We start from the raw sequence: 18,731 nt of genomic DNA on the forward strand, positions 1-18,731 counted from the left end.
GGCGACCTGGATCGCGGCACGATCCCAGCCGAAGGTCTTCTGGATCTCAGGGACGAACAGGGTCCAGGCGTACTGAATGTTGGCCGCAGCCACCATGCAGATGACGCCGAAAACAATTTGAAGCCACCGATTGGCGGTAGGTTTGGTTCGGACTGTCACGGCTTCGCGTGCTGGCATCAGGAGACCTACATAGATGCTGCAAGTCGCCGTATTGAGTGATGATACGGCCAATTTGCACTTTGATCTTCGTATGGCGCCAAATTTAATATTTTATACGGCCACCCACATTTCGGATGTACATCCCGCTTCGCCCATATGCATTCCAAAAAAAGCAAGCGACTTTGCAAATTTTTCTTTGATGCCACTGAGGTGGGTTAGGGATCTGCCACACGCTGAAGGTATTATAAGTATCCAAAACGACTTCAATCAGATATGTTGAAGTTTTACTATCCAATTGCATCGCAGGCCGTGTAAGATCTTATATTCTTAGCATCGTAATTTGTCTGATTATCATGTTGTGCCTCTACCTTTGGAAGTCCACCTCGCGCCAGCAGCAGACCTCAAGGCATGATCGTAGAGCGGACCGCTCAAGCTCCATTCCTGCCGGTCCTCATTGCAGATGTCTCACTGGCTATGTGCCCCATAAGCGCCACTGTGATCGCCGGATTTGATGAACTTGCACTTGCCCTGGAAAGACCAGGGTCCCCGCACGCCGAACTCGATGCAGAAGGCATCGACCGCACGGGTGACGCCAGGGAACTTGCCGCCGAGGCTGTCGTAGTCGTCGGCGATGAACAGGCCGCCGGGCCGCAGCACGGGCCACCAGGCCCGGAGGTCGGCGGCGACCGAGGCCTCTTCGTGCCCGGCATCGAGGTGGATCACGTCGGCGGTGACGCCGCGCAGGCGCATCAGCGCGGCGGCGTTCACCGAATCGAGCGGCAGCGGGATCACCCGCCCAGCATGCCCCTCGCGCAAGACGTTGGCCAGGAAGGTTCGGTAGAGGCTCGGGAAGCCGTTCTCGGTGACGAGTTCCGCGAACAGGCCCGCCTCCGCCCAGTGATCGACGGCGCCGAGCCAGGTGTCCACTGCGATGACGGTGCCGGCCACATCGCGCTCGGCCATGGCGCGGGCGAGATGAAGCGCGCTCGCTCCCTTCCACGCGCCGATCTCGACGACCACGCTCGGGCGGAACTGCTCCACCGCCTCGTCGAGATAGAGATGCTGGCTGCGCCAGCCCTGCAGGTCGAGGGCGCGCAGCGCCTCAGGCGGGTCGGCGAAAGGATCGCGGCCGTGCCACAGGGCGGCGATGAGGTCCTGACGGGTCATTTTTTCTCGACAATGGGTGGATTCGGAGCAGGCATCGGGCTCAAGCCGGCGCGGGCCTGCGCATAGAGCTCCTCGCAGCGCTCGAGCCATCGCTCGCGGGTGAACAAGCGCAGGACGCGCGCCCGCGGCACCGCGCGCGGGATCGCCAGCGCCGCGCCGATCGCGCTCGCGAGAGCCGCCTCGTCGCCGACTGGGACGAGGCGGCCGGCCTCGCCGACGACCTCCGCGGCCGCGCCCATGGCGAACCCAGCCACCGGCAGGCCGCAGGCCATCGCCTCGACGGCGACCAGCCCGAACGGCTCGTCCCAGCAGGGCGTGAACAGGAAGACGGAGGCGCGGCCGACCTCTTGGCTGAGCGCCGCGCCATCGCAATGGCCGCCGTAGCGGATCGGACCGCCTAGATGGGGGGCGACCTCGGCCCCCCAATAGTCCGGCTCCTCGATCGGGCCGAACAGCGTCAGCGGCAGGCCTGCCCGTCGGGCTGCAGCAATGGCGTGATGCGGGCCCTTCACTCGTGCGATCCGCCCGCACCAGACGGCGCTGCCGTCGCCCTGTGCCTGAAACGGCCACGTGGCCGGATCGATGCCGTTGGGCAGCACCGACACACCGGGCGGCACGCCGTCCGGCCACCAGCCGCGTGCGTGGGCCTGCGACGTCGCCGTGATGCGGTGGCCGGGGGTGAGGCTCTCGTGCACGAACCAGCGCAGCGCGTCGTAGGGCGGCACGTGCAGCGAGGTCACCGTCGGGACGAGCGCCGTGCGGCGGCGCTCCAGCGGCAGGCGGCTCAGGCTGTTGTTGTGCAGCACGTCGAAGCCGCCCGCGGCGATCCGGTCGCAGGCGGCGGCATAGCCGGCATCGACATGGGCCTTCAGCCCGGCGTCCCCCCGGTGCTCCAATCCGGGGAAAGTCGCCTCGTGATGCACGGGGATCACCGGATCGAGGCGGCCGCGCCGGTCGCTGTCGCCGGAGGCAAACAGCGTGACGTCATGGCCGCGAGCCGTCAGCCCCTCGGCGAGGTGCCAGGTATAGGCCTCCAGTCCGCCGGCGAAGGGCGGGGCGATCGGGTGGCGCAGATGGGCGAGGAGCGCGATCCTCACGCCGGCTCGGCCTCGGCCTCGCGCGCCCGCGCCTCCAGATGGCGGATGACGGAGGCCGAATTCGTATAGGGCTGGTGGCTCTTCTGGCCGGTCAGCGCGAGGTCGGCGGCATCGGGCCGGCGCAGGATGCGGATCGGCTGGTCGGGCGTGTCGTCGATCAGGCCCATCACCTTGAAGGCGTAGAGCCAGTGGCCCATCGTGCGGTAGCCCCACTTGGCCTCGAACAACTCGGCGTTGCGCACCACGCTGTCGAGGTGGTGGATCGGCGGCATGTGGTGCGGGTGGTACTGGTGATAGGCGAGCGCGCCCTTCATCCAGGCGATGGGGATGCCGCGCCGGTCGAGCAGCTTGCCGAAGTCGGTGTCCTCGCCGCCGTAGCCGGTGTAGCGCTCGTCGAAGCCGCCGACCGCCTCGAACGTCGCCCGACGAATCGCGAAGTTGAGCGACCAGAAGCAGCGGTAGTCGGTGCAGATCTCGATGCCGGAGGCCGGTGGCCCGCGGCGGTCGGAATGCTTTTCGGCGACCCGCGCGAGGTCGTCGTAGTCCCAATCACCGAGCGTCGCGTGCTCGGGCAGGTGCAGCACCTCGCCCATCAACAGGCCGTCGAGGTCCGACAGGGCCTGCGCGTATTCCGCGACGAAGCCCGGCGTGGGGATGCAATCGACATCGAGGAAGGCGACCGCCTCGCCGGTCGAAGCCGCGACGCCGCGGTTGCGCGCGGCGGCGAGCGGCAGTTCGGTGCCTTCCACGCGGATCTGGCGCACGGGAAAGCCGACCTCGGGCAGGTCGTAGGGCGCGTCCTGCATCACCGCGACGACGAACTCGGCGGGCTTTTGCGTTTGGCGCTCCAGCCCGCGCAGGACGTTGCGCAGATGCGCGGGCCGCCCCTTGGCAAGGGTGACGACGGAAACGGTGGGCATGGGGGCTCCCGCGATGAGTGGGGCGTGGACGGTTCGTTCAGTTCGCCGCGACGACGCGCAGCGAGGCGGGCGCCTCCGCGGCGCCTTGCCAAAGCTCGTCGGTCATCCCTTCGAGCCAACCCGCGGCGCGGGTGGCGGCATCGGGGGCGTACAGGCCGCGCAGGATGCTGCCGTCGAGGCCGCGGGCGCGGGCCAGCAGATCGCGCCAGCCCTGGAGGTCGCCGGGCCAGTGTGGGGCCTGGACCGCGGCGCCCAGGCGCACCAGCGCCTCGGCCTTGCGGGTTTGCTCGCCGAAATAGCGCCATTCGGGCATGACGATGAGACGCCCGCCGACGCGGGCGACCTCGTGCACGGTGTTGTCGCCCGCCGACGCCACGACGATGTCGGCGGCGGCCAGATAGTCGGTCACCGACGGCACCCAGCCGAGTTCGCGCAGGTTGGAAAAATCGGTCTCGTGACCCTCCCGGTGGGTCGGCCCCAGCGTCAGCCACAGGGCGTCGGGCGCGGCGCGGGCGGCCACCGTCAGCGGCGCGTAGGGCGTGCCGCTGCCCCCGCCGCCGGTCACCGCCACCACGATTTCGCGCTCTGGATCGAGGCCGAGCCGAGCGCGCGCCTCGGCGCGCTCGGGCACCCGATCGACGCTGGTGCACAGGCCGCCGCTGTAGAACGTCTTCTGGCGCAGATGCGCCGGGTAGTCGTCCTGTTCCAGCCGCTCGTCGAAGGGGGCGAGCATGCCGATGCAGGCCTCGTAGGCGCCGACATGGCCGATATCGCTCCGGTCGCCGTGCATCCGAATCTGCACGGCGGGCACGCTGGCGATGCGGGCGAGCAGTGCGATCTCGGCCGAGACATCGACGACGAACAGCCCGATCTCGCGGGCGTCGAGATGGTCGAGGATGGTCCGCATGGTCCGGCGCATCTCGGACAGGCCCAGCGGCACGCAATGCATCACCGCCGGCGTCGGCTCGGCGTAGAGGCGCGGGGTCGGCACCGCGGCGCCGATCATGTTCGGCAGCGTCACGATCTCGATGTCGCGGGAAAAGCCGTCGAACAGCTGCGGGCCGGCGGTCAGCACCGAGACTGGCCGGTCGCGGGCGAATTCGGCCGCCACCGCCATGGTGCGGTGGGCGTGGCCGCGGCCCTGGTGATGGACGAAGAACGCGATGGGTTTTTTCATGACGGGCACAGCATTTCAGGAAAACAGGGCGTCGGGCCGCAGGGCGGCGGCGATCTCGTCGGCGTCCGGATGGCGCAGGAGCCGGATCGCCGGGGCGGTCTCGTCCCAGGCGATGAGGCCGGCGGCGCGGAACTGGTCGAGCCAGTAGGTCATGCACCAGCGCCCGTGCCGGGCGTGGAAGCGGGCCGCGTTGGCCAGGATCGCGGAAAAATGCTGCAGCGGGGGGACGTGGACCGGGTGGTGCTGGTGATAGGCCCGCGCGTCTGCCACCCAGAAGGTCGGCAGACCCGATTCCGCGAGCCGGGCGGCGAGGTCGGTCTCCTCGCCGCCGTAGCCAACGTAAGTCTCGTCCATGCCGCCGACGGCCCGCCACGCCGCTGTTGGCAGGGCGAAGGACAGGCCCCAGAGCTGTTCGGCATCGGCTTCGCGCCGCAGCCCCGCCTCGGGCACCGGGGGACGGGCCGGGTGGACGCGGCCGAGCCGGTCGAGCGTGGCGGGATCAATGCTGCCCGCGATGGCGTCCGGCGGCAGGTACAGCACTTCGCCGAGGAACAGACCGCGCTCGGCTCGCGCCGCATCGGCATAGGCGGCGACCAAAGTCGGCGACGGGATGCAGTCCACGTCGAGGAAGACGAGGAGATCGCCGGTGGCCGCCTCGGCCGCCCGGTTGCGCGCGGCGGCGAGCGGCATCGGCTCGCCGGGCACGTGGAGATGGCGCACGGGGCAGCCGGGATCGGGCAGGTCGGGTGCCTGCTCCGGCTGCATCCAGGCGATCACCAGTTCGCGCGGGCGAGCGGTCTGCCGGGCGAGGCCGTGCAGCAGGTGGCGCAGCCGGTCGGCCCGGCCGCGGACCAGGGTGAGCACGCTCACCGGGACGTCGGAGCCGCTCATGCGGCGGCGCCGGACTTACGACGCATAGGCTACCGCCCGGCGGAAATGCAGCACGCCCTCGATGATGCCGCGGGCATGCGAGGCGCGAGCGACGTAGGAATGAGAGAGCGCCGCGTGGCTGGCGAGCCCGTCGGAATAGTTGGCGACGATGATCGCCTGGGTCCGGTCGCGCAGCATCTCGACGTCGTTGCCGGAATCGCCCGCTACGAACACCGCCCGCTCAGGGAGACCGTACAGGCTGCGGACGTGATCGACCGCCGAGCCTTTCGAGGCCGAGGCCGGCAGCACGTCGAGATAGCGGCCGTGGCTGTGGATCACGTTCGCGGTGAGGCCGGCCTCGCGCAAGCGCTCGCGCACCTGCTGCGCGGACTCGCCGTCGCCGAAGAAGCTCAGCTTGTGCCCGCGCTGCTCCAGCGGCCCCTGCGGCACGAGCCCGTCGAGGCGCCCCAGAGCCACGTCGATCCCTTCGCGGTCCCAACCGTCCGAGACCGCCGCGCGCCACGCGGCGTCGGCCGTGTAGGTCACGCCGTTGGCGTCGAGATGGTAGATCTCCGAGCCGACCGAGGTGATCATCACCTGCGGGCGCGGGCTGTCCTGCTGCTCCAGCACCGCCATGGCGCTGTGGAACGAGCGACCGGTGGCGACGCCGAAGGCGAGCCCGGTCTGGCGGCTGCGCCAGCGCCGGAAGGTCGCGAGCGCCGACGAGCAGCCGACCAGGGTGTTGTCGATATCGCAGATCAGGAGCTGGTGCGGGCTCCGTAGCGGCGGGTCGCGGGCGAGCAGCGCGGCCAGCAGCGCATGGTAGCGCGCGGCGTGCCGGTTCCAGTCGTAGGCGGCGGCCACCCGCGCCCCGCCTGCCACGCAGGCCGCGCGGAAGGCTTCGTCCGTGAGGATGTGCAGGCAGGCCGCCGCGATGGAGGCGGGCGCCCGCGGATCGACGAGCAGTCCGTTGCCACAGGTCTCGACGATGTCGTTGGGCCCGCCGCTGTCCGTGGCGACCAGTGGCAGGCCGGCGGCGGAGGCCTCTAAGAGGGTCAGGCCGAACGGCTCGTTGAGCGCTGGGTTCACGAACAGGCCGCCCCGCTCGCGGGCATAGGCGTAGATTGCCGGCACATCGTCGGGGCGGTGGGTCTTGGGGTAGGCCACGCGCCCGTAGAGGTCGTATCGGTCGATCAGGACGAGGAGATCGCGCATGGTGGCGGCCATGTCGCCGTCGAGCGCGTCGATATCCTCACGGGTGCCCGCGACGAGGACAAGGTTGGCGTGCGCTTGAAGCTCCGGGCTCTCGCCGTAGGCCCGCACCAGCGCCGCGAGGTTCTTGCGCGCCACCGGCCGAGCCAGCGCGAGCAAAGCCGGCTTGTCCGGCTCGCGCAGGAAGCGGTCGATCGTGGCATCGACCCGCGGATGCGGGCGGCTCTCTGCGAAGCGGGCGAGGTCGCTGCCCGGCGGCAGAACGCGCACCCGACCCGGATCATAGGAATCGTACCCGCCGTACTGTACCTCGGCCTCGTCGCGCGACGAGGCGACGACGAGGGCGGCGCGGGTGAGCGCCGCCTCCTCGGTAGCGATCCGGCGCGTCAGGTCGGGACGGAGCGCGGCCTCGCCGAGCATGGCCGCCTTCACTCGCCCCAGGGAATGGGCGGTGAAAACGAAGGGTATGCCGAGCCGCTCTTCCACGATCGCCGCCACCGCCGCGGCGTCGGCGTAATGCGCGTGGACGACGTCGGGCGCCCGCGGCTGGCGGGCGATCCAGGCCACGAGGTTCTCGGCGTAGCTCACGACCTCGCCGTGCATCTCCTCCTTCGAGAGGTAGCCCGGCGACGCGCTGGCGAGCCGCACCAGCCCGACCTTGTCGGCAATCCGCTCTTCGGGCACGGCGTAATCGGGGCCCGGCGCGCCGTGGAACAGGCGCGTCGCCACCACGATGCGCGTGACGGCCTCATCCTGCGCCGAGGCGCCGACCAGATCGAGCAGGTAGCGGATATGGCCGCCGGTATCGGCCGTCAGTCCGTAGACAACGTCGCTGCCGCGCAGGCAGCCCTGGAGGGCGACGTGTAGGACGAACATAGGATGGCCTATGGACCGGATAGTCCGACACGAGACACATCATATGTAGGTGGAACCGTTGCTCCGTGTCGCTCAAGTCGCCCCAAATATCTTCCCCGTGCCGCCGCAACATCATGGCGGCACTGAGCGGATCGTGCACGATCTGTCCGTTGCCTTACGAGACCTCGGCGTCGATGTGACGCTGTTCGCTTCCTGCGACAGCGTGACCGATCTTCCGCGTATCGGCGACCATCCCAGTCTGGCGGCCCTGGAGCATCGATATGGCCGGGTCGCGCCCGGCGTGCCGGCAGTCCTCGACGCCTTGCAGCTCGAAGCCCTGCGCCTGCGGCTCGACGACTTCGACATCATCCACGCCCACGGCGAGTTCGCCCATGCTGCCCTGTTCGGGGCGCGGCGGCGTCACAGCCTGACCACGGTGCATTGGCGCGTGGACGAACTCGACCGCGCGCTGTTCTTCGCCGGCTTCCCCGACCTGCCGGTGGCGGCGATCTCGGCGGCGCAAGAGGCCGGCATCCCGCCGGCCAACCGGGCAGGCGTCGTGCATCACGGCCTCGCGAAGGATCGCTACGCGCTGTCCCGCGAGGCCGGCGCGCATGTCGCCTTCGTCGGTCGGATGACCGACCAGAAGCGGCCGGACGTCGCGATTCGCGTCGCCCGCGCCGCGGGTCTCCCGATCCGGCTCGGCGGCACGATCGATGTCGGCAACCCGGCCTATTTCGAGCGCATGGTGCGCCCGCTGCTCGGATCGGATGCGGCCTATCTCGGTCCCGTGGACGACCGCGCCAAGAGCGACCTGCTCGGCGGAGCACGCGCGCTGCTGTTCCCGATCGATTGGCCCGAACCCTTCGGCCTCGTGATGATCGAGGCGATGGCGCACGGCACGCCGGTGATCGCCTGGAGAAACGGCTCGGTCCCCGAGATCGTCGAGGACGGGGTCACGGGCTTCGTCGTCGCTTCGGAGGCCGAGGCGGTTGAAGCCCTCGCCCGAATCGACGGGCTCGACCGCTCTCGGGTGCGGCGCCGCTTCGAGGCGCGCTTCACGTCCGAGCGCATGGCGCGCGACTACCTCGCGCTCTACCAGCTCCTGCGCGCCGCCTGATGCGGGTCGCGCTCCTCGCCTGGGACTACCCGCCGGCCCCGAGCGGGCTGTCGACCGCGGCCCGCGAGATCGCCGAAAGCCTCGCCGAGGCGGGTGCGGACGTGACCGTGTTCACCCTCGACCGGACCGGCCGGGCGCGGATCGGCGGCGTCACGGTCGAAGGCCTCGCGTTGCCGCCCGGCGGCGGGCTGGCGCGCCTGCGCCTGTGGGGCTCGCTCGGGCATCTCGCCGCGCCACTCGCCTTCCGGCGGGCGGTCCTGGCGGCACATGCGCGGGGGCCGTTCGATGTGATCGAGGCGACGAACTGGTACGCGCCCGCCGTGCTGCTCGCGGGCCGGCGCGACCTGCCGCTGGTCACGCGCAGTTCGACCCCCGCCGCCTTCACCCGCGGGACCGGGGCCGGCCCCCGCAACCGCCTCGACGGTGTCGCCGCCGACGCGCTGGAGCGGCGGCAGGCGCGGGGCAGCGCCGGGCTCATCGCCAACACCGAAGCGCACGGCGCGGTGATCGCGCAGGCCTATCGCCTCTCCGGACGGCAGCCCTCTGCCGTCATCGGCCTCAGCTTGCCGCCGGAGATTTGGGCCAGCGCCCGCGCTGCCGTCTATCCAGGGGAGGACGCGCCCCTGCGCCTCCTCTTCGTCGGGCGGGCGGAATTGCGAAAAGGCTTCGATGCGCTGCTCGCCGCCATCGCGATCCTCGCCGAAGAACAGGCGCGGGGCGCCCTGCCGTCGTTCCGCCTCGACCTCGTCGGCGTGACGCCGGACGACCTGCCGCCGGACCTGTCCGCGGCGGCGCGCCGGCACCTCCGCGCCCGCGGCCGGATCGATGCGGCGGCTTTGACCGAAGCCTACACGCAAGCCCACGTGGTGCTGGCCCCATCCCGCTACGAGAGCTTCGGCCTCGTCTATCAGGAGGCCATGGCCTACGGCCGGCCGGTCGTCGCATGCGCCGAGGACGCCAGCGCCCGCGCCTTCGTCGGCGAACCGGGAGCGGGGCCGCTCGCGGACGCCGTGACCGGGCCGGCGCTGGCCGACGCCCTGCGCCCGCTCCTCCGCGATCCTGGCCTGCGCCATGCCTACCGGGCTCGCACGCTGGCGGCGGCCGGGCGGTTCGACCGGGCGAGCCTCGGGCGGGAAACCCTTGCGCTGTACGAGGCGGCGCGGCGGGCCTGATCGGCTTTGCCGAAGCCACCAGGGCTTGCCTTGGACCCACCGATAGTCTCGACCTCTGGGATCCGAAACTTCAGTCGCGGTAGGGGCGAAGCAGCGCTTGCGCCTCCTCCGGGCGTCCGCGGCCGGGGGCTATTGCCTCGTAGCGGCGCGAGCGGGCCTCGACATGGGCGCGGCTCAAGCGGTGCTCAATTGCGCCGTGGAGTGTGATGAAGCTCTCGCGCCACCCGCCCGCGAGCCACGGTCGCTCGTGCACCCGGCCGGCATACGTCACGTCGCGCCGGTTCAGCCGGTACTGCACGTCCGGGAAGACATCCGCGAGGACGCCGTCGACGCGGTTCTCCCGCGCCAGCCCGATCGAGCGCACCGCGCCGGCCTCGGCCATCGCCGCCAGCGCGGGCAGCCGCCGGCCGGCGGCGGGATCGAAGCTCTCGTCGGCGTCGAGTTGCAGCATCCACCCGTGACGGGCGAGCCGCTGCAGCGCGTTGCGCTGCGCGGCGAAATCGCCGGCGAGCGGCCGAGCCGCCACCCGCACGGTGCCCTCCGCAAACCCCGGCACCGCCACCGCCCGCGGCGGGGTCGTCTCCGCATCGAGCACGATCGCGACGTCGTCGGTCCAGTCCGGCAGCCCGGCCAGCACCCCGTCGAGCTCGAACGGGCGACAGAGCAGACCCAGGGAGACGGGCTGCGTCTCCGCCCCATCGAGATCGTACAGCACGGCCCGTGCGGCCTGCGCCGCGTGCGGATGGAGCAGGCCCGCGCGACCCTCGGCGTCGAGCGGGCGGATGCCGCGGCCGAGCCGTGTCGCGGCGATGCGCAGCGTAAAGAGGTCGAGCCCGTAAGGCGCCAGCCCGTCGGGCACGAAGGTCGGCCCGGCCAAGGCCTCGGTCAGGTGCGCGCGGCAGCGGGCTGCGTCCGCTTGCCCGTCGAGCAGGACGCCGCAGGAGCCGCAGGCCAGTGCGAAGGCTCGCCGACGCCCGTCCGAAAAGGTCAGGTTCCGCCCGCTCGGTTCCAGCATGTCGGCGGCGCAGACGAAGCATCGGCGCAAGGTCGTCACGTCAAACGGTGTCCCCTGCGGCGCCGCGCGCATCCGAATGCACCGAACCGGCGCCGGACCTTGGCAGTTCCCCGCATGATCCCACCGAGCCCCCGACCTCCGTGCCGCCCGACATCACCCTTTTTCGATCCGATCCGGCGGATGCCTCAGCCGCCGCGTCGCTCGCCGTCGTCGGCAACGCGCCGCAGACCAGCGCGGCGGCGGCGATCGATGCGGCGGACTGCATCGTGCGCTTCAACAACGCCGCGGGCTTCGGTGCCGCCACCGGCTCCCGCGTCACCCACCTCGCTCTGGTGAACCGTGGCGGCCAGATGCGCGAATGGCTGGAGGACCGGCATTTCCTGGAGCGCCCGGTGGTTCGGGCGGCACTGGCCTTCATCCTGCCCTTTCCGATGCTGCCTGCCGAGCAAAACCGCCCCGAGACCATCTGCTGGACCCGCGAGGCGCTGGACCTGCTGCGCCCGACGGGCCGCCCCGTCCACATCCTGCCGGAGACGCTGCACGAGCGCGCGCGCGCCCTGCTTGCGTCCCGCACCAAGGGACGCCCGAACCCGAGCACCGGCTTCCTCGTGACGCTGGCGCTCCTGCTCGCCCGCTCGCACGAGGCCGCCCCGGTCCAGGCGTACGGCTTCGGCTTCGACGGCTGGCCCGGCCATCCCTGGTCGGCCGAGCGCGCGTGGTTCACGGACAACGAAGCGGCCGGGCGTCTGCACCTCCATCCCCTCGAAAGGCCCCCATGCCCACGCTGATCACGGTGCTGAAGGGCGGCGGTCGCTACGACGCGACCTGGGTCGAGAGGCTGGCCCGCGGCGTGCGCCGTCATGCGCCGGTCTTTAAGCGGATTGTCTGCCTCACCGATCTTCCGCTCACCGTTCAGGGCGTCGAGCGCGTGCCCCTCCGCCACAATTGGCCGGCTTGGTGGGCGAAGATGGAGGCGTTCCGCCCCGGCCTTGCGGAGGGCACCGCACTGCTGTGCGATCTCGACACCGTCTTCAACGGCTCCGCCGACGCCTTGGCCATCCCCTTGGCCGCCCCCGGCCTCGCCGCGATGGAGGACTACTTCCACAAGGGCCGCCTCTCCAGTGCCCTGCTGCGCTGGGACGGGGACGCGCTGGCCGCGCTCTACGTGCGCTTCGCCGCCGAGCCCGAACGCTGGATGACGGCCGGCTCCTGCGGCCCGGTGCCGAACGTGGTGCACGGCGATCAGGTCGTCATCGACCACCTGCTGCGCCGGGACGGCCTGCGCCCTCGTTTCTTCCAAGCCATCACGCCGGACCTGCTCGACTTCTACGATCCCCGGCGCGACGCCCACGGCCCGGTCGTGATCTTCATCGGCGAGTCCAAGCCCGACACCGCCCGCGGATCGGTCCACGCGGCCTGGACCGGCACGTAACGCCGGCGCGTCAGGCCTCGGCCCGCAGGCTCCTGATGAAGCGCCGGGCAATCTCGCGGACCGCCTCGTCGTCGCGCGCCGTGCCTTCCGATCGATCCCAGAGATGCGGAAGGCTCGCTTCGAGTTCGTCCAGCATCGCGGGATGGCGGCCAGCGAGATGGCGCAGGGCGCCGAACAGGATATGCTCCACCGCCATCTCACGGCGGCGGGCGGCGATCACCTCGGCGGTGTCGGCGGAGACTTCGGTCGGGTCGGATGCGCTCATGCGCGGTCAACCGGCGGGTGTCGTTCGGGTTCGCAGGCGCCGATGCCGCAGCCGATCCGGTGCGAGCTCCGCATCGGCGCATCCTCTCACCAGGGCACCTTCTCCCCGGCATGGTCGAGGTAGACGCAGCCGCGCTGGCCGAGATGTGCCTCCAGCACGCCGACCATGCCACGCGCGCTCGTCTCGACGTCAAGGGTGGCGCGCCGTCCGCCGAGATCCGTGCGCACCCAGCCCGGATGCATGAGCACGACCCCCCAATCCGCCCCCTTGTGCTGGCCGGCGAAGGAGCGTGCGAGGGTGTTAAGCGCGGCCTTGCTCGCCCGATAGCTGCTCCAGCCGCCGCCGCGGTTCAGCGAGACCGAGCCGAGCTTCGAGGTCATCAGCACGATGAGCCCGCCCGGCGCCACCCGGCGATGGAAGGCCTCGGCGAAGCGGATCGGGCTCACCGCATTGGTCTGGAACACCGCGCCGACGACCTCCCGCGACAGGAGGGAAGCGGGCGTGCCGGCCTGCGTGGCGATGCCGGCCACGACGAAGACGAGGTCGAAGTCCGGCACCTCCGCCAGCCGCGTCCGCAGATCGGCCACGGCCCCGTCGTCGTCGATGTCGACGCCCGCCTCGATCCGCAGGGGAGCGTCCATGGACAGGTCGGCGAGGGCCTGCGAGGGCCGCCGCACGGTGGCGGTGACGTCCCAGCCGCGGGCCAGGAACCGCGCCACCAGCCCGAGACCGAGCCCGCGCGAGGCCCCGACGATCAGTGCGCGGCGCCTCACGAGATCTGCGCCTCCGGCCCGAAGCCGAGCTGAGCGGCAAACCGGTTCCAGGTCTCGATCCGCACCTGGCCGCCGGTGGCGCGGCGGTGCCCCTGTGCGAATTGATCGTCCGGCCCGAGCGGCGGTGCGCGCTCCGCCAGGAAGCCGATCAGATCCGGGACGCCCAGGCTACGCGCCGCGAAGTGGACGTAGCCGGCACGAAAACCCGCATTGGCGCCGATCACCACCTGTCGTCGCAGGCGGTGCGTCCACGATTGCGCGACGAGCGGATGGATCTGGCAGGGCGAGTCGCAGCGGATCAGGGCGACCGGACCGGCAAAGAGCGGCGGAACGGTGCGGGCGGCATCGAGCGCCCCCTTCACCTCCGCCCGAGCGGCGTGCAGCACCGCCGCGTCCGGATCCGTGCCGGCGATGATGTCACGGGGGCCGTCCGCCCGCAGCAGCATCCGCAGCGCCGGCCCGGCATCGCCCGAGGCCGAGCGGCGCGGCGCGTTGACGAGGCTGACCGCCTCGCGCAGCGCCTTGGCGGTGTGCGCTTTCCGCAGCGGGCCCATGATCTCGGGGAAGTCGGCGCTCGCCGCCCGCTCGCCGAGATCGCCGACGAGGCCGATGCCGGCGAGCCATGCGAGATCGTCCGCCGCCCCGAGTGCTGCGGCGCAGGCGTGAGCCAGCAGACTGGAGGTCGGGATCGGTGCGTCGGCATGGCCGCTGATCACTGTAGCCTCGGAAGCTTCGGGCCAGGAGCGCGGCACGTGGTGATCGACGAGCACGGTGGGCACGCCCGGCAGGATGGTGCCGGCCTGCACGCCGAGATCGGTCACGACGAAACCCGCGGGGGCGAGCGCGGCAAGTTCGTCGCGGATCGCCGGTGACCACGCCGATTCGCCGCGCCCGATCACCCGAACCGGCCCGGGTTCACGACCGGCGCGGGCCAGCGCCCGCCAGAGGAGGGCGCCCGCCGACAGCCCGTCGGCATCGTCGTGACAGAGGATGACGGGGGCACCCGGACCGAAGCCAGAGACGGCTTCGGTGAAGGCGACCCCATGCGCGGCGAGCGTGCTCACGCCGGGCAGACCCGGACGATCCGGCTCACGCTTCCTCCGCCTTGCGCCGCCCGCGGCCGTGCTGATCCTTGGTCAGGGCCGCGTTCTCGGCGGCGGCCAGCTTCACGGCCTTGCCGGCGGTGGCCGATGACGTGCCGGCCTCGGGCAAGCCGTCGGTGTCGGCGGTGGAGGCCGCGGGCTTCGGATGCCCCTTGCCCTCGGTCGGCGACGCGGCCGGACCGCCTTCGGTGACGTCCGGATGGTCGGCCCCGGCCTTGGCGCTGCCGACGGCCTGCACCCCTTCGGCCTTCTGCGCCTTGGCGGATCGGCTGTGGCTGGTCTCGGACATGCGGTGCGCCTCCGGCGATGACGTTGTCGATGTCGGGCGGCAACCGGCGCCCCTGCGGTCGGGTTGCGGCGCCACTTGACGCATGGAGGCTCCGCCGCGGCCTGCGCCGCGCCTTATCCATCCCATCTGACCCGAGCGGCCGGTGTCGAAGGGCGAGGCTCGACAGGGCGCTTCCGTCGCAGCGAAGGGTGGGAAACAGCCGTATTTCACCTGGGTTGGCCGCCGGATCGCAGAAATACTCGGAGCGACGACGGCATGGCCACGACCGACATCGGCACGATCTACGCGGGTGCCCTTCGCAATACGCGCGCCCTTGAGAAGCAGGGCCTGGAACAGATGGAGCGTCAGCTCTCCGGCCTCGAACGTTACCCTGACTACGCGGCCGTCCTGCGCCGCCATGTCGAGACCACGAAGGCGCAGATCGATCGCCTCGACACGGCGCTGGAGGCGATCGGCGAGAGCCGCTCGACGCTGAAGGAGACCGTCACGAGCGTGGCCGGCTCCATCGGCGCGGCCGTTCACGCCACCGCGCAGGACGAGACGCTGAAGAACCTCTACGCGGGCTACGCCTACCAGTACGATCAGGTCGCCGCCTATCGCTCGCTCGCGGTGATCGCCGAGCGGGCTGGCAAGACCGATCAGGTCGCCTTCTTCCGTGCCGCGGTCGATGAGGAGACGAAGGCCGCAGAGGAGATCGCCGCGCTGATCGAGCCGGTCACCAAGACCTATCTCGACCTGACGCTCAGCGGCGCGAAGGCCGACAGCTGACGACCGGTCCGGGGGGCCGCCCGCCGCGGGCAGCCCCTCCAATTTGAGGCCGCACGCCGAGTGCACAGACCATGGATGATCCCACCCCCATCGCCGTCACCGTCGAGACCTGTCCCGACAGCCAGGAACGCTACCGCTGGCACCTGACCGACGGCGACGGCGTCTCCGTGCGCGTGTCACCGGAATCCTACGATTCACCGGAGGACGCGGGTTCGGCTGGCGATGCCGCACTTCGGGCGTTCGGGACGGCACAATTCGTTCGAGGCAAGTTTGGCCTTTGTCGGTCGCACCGGGACCCTTTGGACAGACAAACCAAGATTCTGGAAGATCGGCCCAACGCGACCGTGCCCGACATCAATCTCGGCGCGGGGCTCGCGTTCAAGCTCGCGGAGACGCTGAAGGACTGGGACCTCCCTTTCATCCTCTCCACGGGATACGAAGGGGAAGTCATTCCAGCAGGGGTCGACGCCGCCGCGCGGTTGCAGACGCCGCTCGAATTCCGGCAGACCGTCGCCGCCGTGTTGAAGTTGCCGCCCGCCGCCGTGTAGACCGAAACCGGACGCTCCGAGAGTTCGGGTTGGGTCATTCGGCGCCCTGGGGGCGACCACCCGACTAGCTGCGGCCCTCGTGCTGCAGGCGAGTGCGGATCGCCCGGATGTGCTTGGGCTTGAACGGCGGCTTGGGGCCGATGAGGCAGCCGAGATTCCACGGTCGGCGGGTGGTGTCGTTGGTCGAAGTCATGATCGACCTCCGTTTCAGGAGCCGACGGCATCTCACCGCGATCCGTCCGGGCCGCGATTGCGCGCTCGGAGCGGAAGCCGCGTCGTTGCCTCGGAGCAGGCGTGCCGCCACGAAAGGGCATGCACTCGGCATCGGCTGGCCTTAGAATGGGCCCATGCCCGATGCCCTGTTTTCGCCGGCCGCGGCCCGCAACGCCGCCCCGATCGCCGAAGTCCTCGCAGGCGTCCTCTCGCCCAGTGGCCTCGTGCTCGAGATTGCCAGCGGATCGGGCGAGCACGTCGTCCATTTCGCCCGTGCGCTGCCCGCGCTCGACTGGCAGCCGAGCGATCCCGATGAAGCGGCCCGTCGCAGCATCGTCGCCCATGCCCGCGCCGCCGGGCTGGCGAACATCCGGTCGCCGTTGGCGATCGATGCGATCCATCAGCCGTGGCCGGTGGCGCGGGTGGAGGCGGTCGTCGCGATCAACATGATCCACATTGCCCCCTGGGACGCGACTATCGGGCTGATGGCTGGTGCGGAAGCGGCGCTCGCGGCGGGTGGGGTGCTGTACCTCTACGGTCCTCTCCGGGAGGATGGCGCGCACACCGCGCCGAGCAACGCTACATTCGACGACAGCCTGCGCGCAAGGAATGCCTCCTGGGGGGTCCGCGACATCGAGGCGGTCGTGGCTGCCGCGAAAGCGCACGATCTGCATCTGGCAGAGCGCATCACGATGCCGGCCAATAACCTCAGTCTGATCTTTCACCGAGGGCGCCGAGGCTCCGGCGTTGATCGGGAGGCTGCGCCTTGACCGCCTCGCGCCCGACCAGCGCGGTTGTCGTCGGTGCGTCGGGCGGCATTGGTGGGGCCCTGGTCCGCGCGCTCGCTGAAGGCGAAGCCTACGTGCCGATCTTCGCGCTCTCACGCTCGGTATCGTCTGTTCCCGCGGGTGTCCGAACCCTCCCGATCGACCTGAGCGACGAGGCGACGGTTGCGGCAGCAGCGACCAGGGTCAGCGAAGCCGGACCCGTCGGTCTGATCATCGTCGCTACCGGCCTGCTTCACCAGACGGGCGTCTCGCCAGAGAAGACGGTCAGGGCGCTCGACCCCGCCGCGATGGCTACCGTCTTCGCGATCAACACGATCGGCCCTGCGCTCGTCGCCAAGCATTTCGTGCCCCTGCTGGCGCAACGGGAGCGATGCGTGTTCGCGGCCCTATCGGCGCGGGTCGGATCGATCGGAGACAACCGACTTGGCGGCTGGTATACCTACCGTGCCTCGAAGTCGGCACTGAACCAGATCCTGCGAATGCTCGCGATCGAGGTCGCCCGAAGCCGACCGGAGGCGATCGTCGTGGGCCTGCATCCCGGCACGGTCGCGTCCGGCCTGTCGCGGCCCTTCCGGCCGGACCCGACGGCCAACGGCGTCTTCTCGCCCGAAGAGAGCGCGGCTCATCTCCTGCGCGTGCTGAACGGCCTAGGCGCGGACGACACCGGCAGCGTCCTCGCTTGGGACGGTTCGAAGATCCCCGCCTAAGCGCGGTTTCGGCCCGAACGGATGCCCGGGGCGACGCCATGCGGACATTCGGAGCAGGGATCGCTGACGATATGCACCACAAGCCGACCTTAGGCCAGCAGGCGCCGAAGCGCCGCTTTCGACCCTTAGCAGGCTGTGGGAAGGTCCGCTTCCAGGTAGCGAATGCGAGCCGCTTCATGTTCAAGAGGAGGTCGGATTGGTGATTGCCTGCCTGATCTGCCGAACATCGCGCGCTGGAGGTGCGCCAAACTGCAGAGAATATTTACGATTGAACTGCGATGCACTTTCGTAGCCGACCGAAAACGCCACATCAGACGCGCGGTGATCGCCGCCGAGCAGCAAATGCCTCGCCTTTATCAAACGAATCTGCTTCTGATACTGCAACGGGGTGAGACCTGTCATCGCGAGAAAGTGGCGGTGCAAACTTGCTCGACTCATGCCGGTTGCGTCGCAGAGCGCCCCGATGCGCAAGCGAGCGTTCGGATTGTCCCGTATCCAATCAACAGCCCTGCGTATTTGGCTCAGTGCCCTTCGGGCCGAGCAATCTGGCGCAGCACGCGTCCCTGTGGCCCCTGCAGGAGACGATAGAGCAGTTCCCTCTCTACTATGGGAGCTAGGGTCTGTCGTCGTCTGAATGTCTTGGGGGTGTGAGCGTTTTCCGCCCTCTGGATGGAGCGGGCTGATGCTGAACGACGCGCAGTGGGCGGCTCTAGAGCTGCTGGTGCATGCCTGCCGGCCGAAGGCGATGACCCCGCCGCAGGACCTGCAACGCACGCTCTCGGCCATCCTGTAGCGGCACCAGAACGGGGCCAAGTGGCGCGCCAATCCAGACGAGTTCGGACCGTGGTGGCGGGCGGCGCAGATCTTCATCCGCTGGGCGCGTGCCGGGGTGTGGGAGTGCCTGCTCGCCCTGGTGCAGGAGCGCGGCGTGCAGCTCGGCATGGTGTTCCTCGACGGCACCAACATGCGGGTGATCGGCCCCCAGGCGGTGGTCCAAGTTCTAAGTTAGTGCAGGGTCGGCCTTTGCTCCACGGGTCGCTTGGCCGGCGGAGCCGACCGGGTGAGCGCAGCCGGCCAAGCG

General features: G+C 70.2%; 21 protein-coding genes and 3 pseudogenes. 10 read left to right on the forward strand and 14 right to left on the reverse strand.

The genetic code is table 11. From position 1 onward, the window contains the following. Positions 1-177 (reverse strand): annotated as a pseudogene (locus MFF24_RS27175) (oxalate/formate MFS antiporter); the annotation flags it as partial. 16 nt (positions 178-193) lie between these two features. Between MFF24_RS27175 and MFF24_RS27180 the strand changes: the two are divergent. Beyond that, a complete protein-coding gene (locus MFF24_RS27180) occupies positions 194-439 on the forward strand; it encodes a hypothetical protein (protein ID WP_238229017.1) in 246 nt (81 codons plus the stop codon). Between the two features lie 185 nt (positions 440-624). Here the strand turns inward: MFF24_RS27180 and MFF24_RS27185 are convergent, their stop codons facing one another. The 6 genes from MFF24_RS27185 to MFF24_RS27210 are packed head-to-tail and all read right to left on the reverse strand — an operon-like array spanning position 625 to position 7,478. Continuing rightward, positions 625-1,326 carry a class I SAM-dependent methyltransferase gene (locus tag MFF24_RS27185; RefSeq protein WP_238229018.1) on the reverse strand — a complete coding sequence of 234 codons (702 nt, stop codon included), beginning with the start codon at positions 1,324-1,326 and terminating at the stop codon, positions 625-627. Next, a complete protein-coding gene (locus MFF24_RS27190; protein ID WP_238229019.1) occupies positions 1,323-2,423 on the reverse strand; it encodes a glycosyltransferase in 1,101 nt (366 codons plus the stop codon). Before MFF24_RS27190 ends, MFF24_RS27185 begins: the two co-directional genes overlap by 4 nt. Next, on the reverse strand, positions 2,420-3,343 hold the full coding sequence (locus MFF24_RS27195) for a glycosyltransferase family 2 protein (RefSeq protein ID WP_238229020.1): 924 nt from the start codon (positions 3,341-3,343) through the stop codon (positions 2,420-2,422). The genes MFF24_RS27190 and MFF24_RS27195 overlap by 4 nt, the downstream gene beginning before the upstream one ends. A 37-nt stretch (positions 3,344-3,380) precedes the next feature. Next, positions 3,381-4,520, reverse strand: coding sequence for a glycosyltransferase (locus MFF24_RS27200; protein ID WP_238229021.1), 1,140 nt, complete (start codon positions 4,518-4,520; stop codon positions 3,381-3,383). Between the two features lie 15 nt (positions 4,521-4,535). After that, positions 4,536-5,411, reverse strand: coding sequence for a glycosyltransferase family 2 protein (locus MFF24_RS27205; protein WP_238229022.1), 876 nt, complete (start codon positions 5,409-5,411; stop codon positions 4,536-4,538). A gap of 15 nt (positions 5,412-5,426) precedes the next feature. Beyond that, on the reverse strand, positions 5,427-7,478 hold the full coding sequence (locus tag MFF24_RS27210) for an HAD-IIB family hydrolase (RefSeq protein WP_238229023.1): 2,052 nt from the start codon (positions 7,476-7,478) through the stop codon (positions 5,427-5,429). A gap of 58 nt (positions 7,479-7,536) precedes the next feature. On the opposite strand from MFF24_RS27210, the gene MFF24_RS27215 reads away from it, so the two are divergent. After that, complete coding sequence (locus MFF24_RS27215) at positions 7,537-8,577, forward strand: glycosyltransferase family 4 protein (RefSeq protein ID WP_308445625.1); 1,041 nt, start codon at positions 7,537-7,539, stop codon at positions 8,575-8,577. Beyond that, on the forward strand, positions 8,577-9,749 hold the full coding sequence (locus MFF24_RS27220) for a glycosyltransferase family 4 protein (protein WP_238229025.1): 1,173 nt from the start codon (positions 8,577-8,579) through the stop codon (positions 9,747-9,749). Before MFF24_RS27215 ends, MFF24_RS27220 begins: the two co-directional genes overlap by 1 nt. Positions 9,750-9,819: 70 nt before the next feature. Here MFF24_RS27220 and MFF24_RS27225 read toward each other — a convergent pair whose 3' ends face one another. Beyond that, complete coding sequence (locus tag MFF24_RS27225) at positions 9,820-10,794, reverse strand: glycosyltransferase family protein (protein WP_238229036.1); 975 nt, start codon at positions 10,792-10,794, stop codon at positions 9,820-9,822. A gap of 110 nt (positions 10,795-10,904) precedes the next feature. Between MFF24_RS27225 and MFF24_RS27230 the strand changes: the two genes are divergently transcribed. Continuing rightward, a complete protein-coding gene (locus MFF24_RS27230) occupies positions 10,905-11,552 on the forward strand; it encodes a glycosyltransferase family 29 protein (RefSeq protein WP_238229026.1) in 648 nt (215 codons plus the stop codon). After that, a complete protein-coding gene (locus tag MFF24_RS27235; RefSeq protein ID WP_238229027.1) occupies positions 11,540-12,196 on the forward strand; it encodes a hypothetical protein in 657 nt (218 codons plus the stop codon). The genes MFF24_RS27230 and MFF24_RS27235 overlap by 13 nt, the downstream gene beginning before the upstream one ends. A 10-nt stretch (positions 12,197-12,206) precedes the next feature. Here the strand turns inward: MFF24_RS27235 and MFF24_RS27240 are convergent, their stop codons facing one another. From MFF24_RS27240 to MFF24_RS27255, 4 genes are all read right to left on the reverse strand, one after another. Beyond that, positions 12,207-12,461: a hypothetical protein gene (locus MFF24_RS27240; RefSeq protein ID WP_238229028.1), complete on the reverse strand. Its 255-nt coding sequence runs from the start codon at positions 12,459-12,461 to the stop codon at positions 12,207-12,209. An 86-nt stretch (positions 12,462-12,547) separates the two neighbouring features. Beyond that, on the reverse strand, positions 12,548-13,234 hold the full coding sequence (locus MFF24_RS27245) for an SDR family NAD(P)-dependent oxidoreductase (RefSeq protein ID WP_238229029.1): 687 nt from the start codon (positions 13,232-13,234) through the stop codon (positions 12,548-12,550). Then, positions 13,231-14,298, reverse strand: coding sequence for a single-stranded-DNA-specific exonuclease RecJ family protein (locus tag MFF24_RS27250; protein WP_238229030.1), 1,068 nt, complete (start codon positions 14,296-14,298; stop codon positions 13,231-13,233). Before MFF24_RS27250 ends, MFF24_RS27245 begins: the two co-directional genes overlap by 4 nt. Before the next feature lie 25 nt (positions 14,299-14,323). After that, complete coding sequence (locus MFF24_RS27255) at positions 14,324-14,626, reverse strand: hypothetical protein (protein WP_238229031.1); 303 nt, start codon at positions 14,624-14,626, stop codon at positions 14,324-14,326. A 255-nt stretch (positions 14,627-14,881) separates the two neighbouring features. On the opposite strand from MFF24_RS27255, the gene MFF24_RS27260 reads away from it, so the two are divergent. Together MFF24_RS27260 and MFF24_RS27265 are read left to right on the forward strand one after the other, a co-directional pair. Next, positions 14,882-15,394, forward strand: a complete 513-nt coding sequence (locus tag MFF24_RS27260) for a DUF892 family protein (protein ID WP_238229032.1) — start codon at positions 14,882-14,884, stop codon at positions 15,392-15,394. 71 nt (positions 15,395-15,465) lie between these two features. Beyond that, a complete protein-coding gene (locus tag MFF24_RS27265; RefSeq protein ID WP_238229033.1) occupies positions 15,466-15,942 on the forward strand; it encodes a response regulator in 477 nt (158 codons plus the stop codon). 64 nt (positions 15,943-16,006) lie between these two features. On the opposite strand, the gene MFF24_RS28940 is transcribed toward MFF24_RS27265, so the two are convergent. After that, positions 16,007-16,135 carry a hypothetical protein gene (locus MFF24_RS28940; RefSeq protein ID WP_283214560.1) on the reverse strand — a complete coding sequence of 43 codons (129 nt, stop codon included), beginning with the start codon at positions 16,133-16,135 and terminating at the stop codon, positions 16,007-16,009. Between the two features lie 154 nt (positions 16,136-16,289). Here MFF24_RS28940 and MFF24_RS27270 point away from each other — a divergent pair, with 154 nt between their 5' ends. Both MFF24_RS27270 and MFF24_RS27275 read left to right on the forward strand, forming a co-directional pair. Then, the gene (locus MFF24_RS27270) at positions 16,290-16,925 is read left to right on the forward strand and encodes a DUF938 domain-containing protein (RefSeq protein ID WP_238229034.1); all 636 of its coding nucleotides are present in this window, start codon (positions 16,290-16,292) and stop codon (positions 16,923-16,925) included. Continuing rightward, the gene (locus MFF24_RS27275) at positions 16,922-17,650 is read left to right on the forward strand and encodes an SDR family NAD(P)-dependent oxidoreductase (protein ID WP_238229035.1); all 729 of its coding nucleotides are present in this window, start codon (positions 16,922-16,924) and stop codon (positions 17,648-17,650) included. Before MFF24_RS27270 ends, MFF24_RS27275 begins: the two co-directional genes overlap by 4 nt. A gap of 180 nt (positions 17,651-17,830) precedes the next feature. Here MFF24_RS27275 and MFF24_RS27280 read toward each other — a convergent pair. Then, a pseudogene (locus tag MFF24_RS27280) lies at positions 17,831-18,267 on the reverse strand (helix-turn-helix domain-containing protein); the annotation flags it as partial. A gap of 65 nt (positions 18,268-18,332) precedes the next feature. Between MFF24_RS27280 and MFF24_RS27285 the strand changes: the two are divergent. Further along, positions 18,333-18,620 (forward strand): annotated as a pseudogene (locus MFF24_RS27285) (transposase); the annotation flags it as partial. Positions 18,621-18,731: the final 111 nt, after the last annotated feature.

Origin of the sequence: Methylorubrum aminovorans, assembly GCF_022179725.1 — a bacterium.
GTDB classification, from domain to species: Bacteria; Pseudomonadota; Alphaproteobacteria; order Rhizobiales; family Beijerinckiaceae; genus Methylobacterium; species Methylobacterium aminovorans.